Origin of the sequence: Kroppenstedtia sanguinis (genome assembly GCF_050433445.1) — a bacterium.
GTDB lineage: Bacteria > Bacillota > Bacilli > Thermoactinomycetales > DSM-45169 > Kroppenstedtia > Kroppenstedtia sanguinis.
The window spans coordinates 1-2,892 of sequence record NZ_JBNPXF010000048.1 but is presented as its reverse complement, the minus strand read 5'-3'; the positions used below and the strand labels follow the sequence as shown (position 1 = coordinate 2,892).

Below are 2,892 nucleotides of genomic sequence, written 5' to 3'. Positions count from 1 at the left end.
TCGCCATAAGAAAATCCCCTCCGGCAGTTCAGTGCTTTTGTCCATCTTACCAGATGGACTTTTTTCACTGTCTACCGTATGGGGATAATACCACAGGTCGTAATCGACCTGTGGTGTTTTTTAAATGAGCGCCACAGACCGCTGGTTTGTGGCGTTTTTTTGTAGTTTCTCATATTTAAAGGAGGACTTCAATTGATGAATATGAATCCCTATGCGATGGAAATCGTAGCCCGACAAAAACAGCGGGAGATCGCCACGGGGATCCGCTCTCCCAACCCACTTCGACCTTCGTTCACCCATCGAATACGAAGCTGGTTTACCTCTGAATCTTCCCTGAAAGTCCGAAGGGAATCTTCGCCCTCCAAGATCGTCCCTTACCGCTGTAGAAACAGCAACCTAGTCTTTCTCCAGCTTTACCGGGGACGACCTTCCAGGGGAAATCACAGGCGAAACGGACGAGATCTAAGTCGACCGGGCTTCCGGAACTGAATTACGAATAGGGGTAACTTCGGGTTAACTCACCACTTGAGGGCCGACGAAGGAAAAACGCCCCACCATCATCACCATAAACAACAGGAAGCCCGTCAATCCAACATAGGCCAGACCATATCCCAGGCGGGTCCAGGGGGAGACCGCATAGTACTCCTTATCCGATCGTAGCAGTTGCTCTTCTTCCCCTCTCAGATAGTGGACCTCCAATTTCATCTGGACTCTGGGTCCATCTGCAGTCTCTTTCAACTTTGTCTGCAACAGGCGGATCTTCTGAAAGGCGCCCCCGAATCCCTCAAAACGATAAAGCATGCTACCGCTAGGATCATATACATCGCAGATCGTTTCCTGATTCGTCAAGGAACAGTATTGGATAAAGGACAACTCCTGGGGTTCTCCAGCAGGTGGAGAGCCCTCCCAGCTCTCAACCAAGGCTGGATCCACCTCCACTGTGGTTTTTATAGGACGGCTTTGATGACGGCGACGGGAAAGGTGGGAATCCCAGAGTTGAAAAGCGAAGAGAAGCCAAATCAAGAGGAGTAAAAGGCTATGGAGCTGCCAAACCAACCAGAGACCGAGAAGCAACCCCACTACCCATAACCACCTGGAGATCGCAGTCACGATCCGACCGCCGTCCAGTGGATGGATCGGCAATAGATTGAACAAATTGATGAAGAATCCAATCATAGCTACAGGAACCAATACCTCATAGCCTGTCCACCATGCCAACAGATAGGTGAGGGTGGCTCCCACCGTCCCCAGCAAGGGACCTCCAAAGGCGATATAAGCTTCCGTCACCGCATCCCGAGGTTGCTTTTTCATCGTGATCAGTGCACCCAAGAAAGGAATAAAAGCAGGGGCGGAGACCGGCAGTCCTTTCCTGCGGGCCGCCCAAACATGACCCATTTCATGGATGAAAATCATCAAGACCAGGCCGATGGAAAAAAACCAGGGAAATTGTAACACCAGAGAATAAGCCCCGGCCGATACCACCATGCTGATCAGTGTCCCGCCGAATTTCCCCAGTTTTAATATGGAAGGAATGCCACCGGCAATCAGAGCCCCAACCCCGCCGAGCCACCCCCAGAAGCTCTTTTTGTCGTGCTGGTTCTTCCCCAAACAGAGACCCCCTTTGGGCCGTTTTTCTCAGTTCCCATCCTTACATTTCCCCCATCTTTCCCATCTACACCTCCAACCGGAATCCACCAACAAAAAAACCCCCACATGGGGCTTCGTCCATGCGGGGGTTTTGGTGGTGGAGCTGAGCGGGCTCGAACCGCCGACCTCCTCGTTGCGAACGAGGCGCTCTCCCGGCTGAGCTACAGCCCCATAACCATTTTGAAATCCTCTTTATCCTACAAGAAACCCAAAAAGTTGTCAAGAATAGAGAAGAGAAAAAGCGGTCCCGAAGGGGCCCTGAGGGCCCATGGAACCGCACCTTGCGGGAAATCAGAGCTGACGCAGGTGCGGCTGCATCGCGATGATATCCTCTTCTTCTTGTTCCTTCTCCAGTCGATCTCTGGGGGGAAGGTGCAATTGACGGTAAAGTGCCACCAATCGTTCTTGCTCTTTTTCCCATTGCAACTGTTTTCGCGCCTTGTGGGTTCCGATCAGATAAGTGTCCGGGTCGGAGAGGATTTCCTGAATCGCTCCACTGATCTCCTTTATGTTTCGGGGATCCACCAGCCGCCCAGTCTTATATGTACCAACCACAATCGCTTTTCCTGGATGGTCACTGCAGACGACAGGCAGCCCCGCTTGGATATATTCCAGAAGATTGGTCGGAGTAGACAGATAGCTATTCATGCAGGTGCTCTGATACAAAACCGCTCCCAAGTCAGCATGGCTGGTCACCTGTAGTAACTTTTGGGGCAACAGCGGCGGATGACAGAAGATCCGGTCCTGGAGTTTCCAGTCTTTGATCCGATGCAAGATTTGCTCCTCCCACACCCCGTATCCGAGCAAAACAAGTTTATATTGGGAAGGGAGTGATTCAACCGCTTCAATCAGCTCCTCCAACCCCCGTTTCGGGGTGAACCTTCCTTGGTAGAGAACCACCCGGTCTTCGGGATGGAGTCCGAACCTTTGATGGAAATAGTTTTTTTCCGATGGTAGTTGAGGTAGGCTTTCGGGGATGTTTCGCAACACCGTTGTAGAGATGACCGGATATCGCTGGTTGTATTCGGCTTCCAAGAGCTCATTCACAGTGACCAGATGATCCACCGAGTCCATCCACCTAGATTCCGTCCGGTGACCCCGTGACTGTTCCCAACGTCTTTCATTTTTCTCATCAAAGAGTCCGTGAGCATTGGTCTTGACCCCGTCAAGTAGACAATGAAAAAAGAACGGTTATGCGGCGACTTTTTCCCGATGCTCAACAGGGGAAAAGTCGCCCAATTTTTT

At 51.4% G+C, this 2,892-nt stretch carries 3 protein-coding genes and 1 tRNA gene; 1 reads left to right on the top strand and 3 read right to left on the bottom strand.

Annotated features, from left to right (window positions below):
- Nucleotides 1–192 precede the first annotated feature (192 nt).
- Complete coding sequence (locus JOD24_RS15980; RefSeq protein ID WP_380167008.1) at nucleotides 193–489, top strand: hypothetical protein; 297 nt, start codon at nucleotides 193–195, stop codon at nucleotides 487–489.
- A 24-nt stretch (nucleotides 490–513) separates the two neighbouring features.
- Here the strand turns inward: JOD24_RS15980 and JOD24_RS15975 are convergent, their stop codons facing one another.
- The 3 genes from JOD24_RS15975 to JOD24_RS15965 form a co-directional block, all read right to left on the bottom strand.
- Nucleotides 514–1,608, bottom strand: coding sequence for a site-2 protease family protein (locus tag JOD24_RS15975; RefSeq protein WP_429247345.1), 1,095 nt, complete (start codon nucleotides 1,606–1,608; stop codon nucleotides 514–516).
- Nucleotides 1,609–1,742: 134 nt separating this feature from the next.
- Nucleotides 1,743–1,818: transfer RNA gene (locus tag JOD24_RS15970), tRNA-Ala, on the bottom strand.
- Nucleotides 1,819–1,938: 120 nt separating this feature from the next.
- The gene (locus JOD24_RS15965; protein ID WP_429247344.1) at nucleotides 1,939–2,712 is read right to left on the bottom strand and encodes a glycosyltransferase family 4 protein; all 774 of its coding nucleotides are present in this window, start codon (nucleotides 2,710–2,712) and stop codon (nucleotides 1,939–1,941) included.
- Nucleotides 2,713–2,892: the final 180 nt, after the last annotated feature.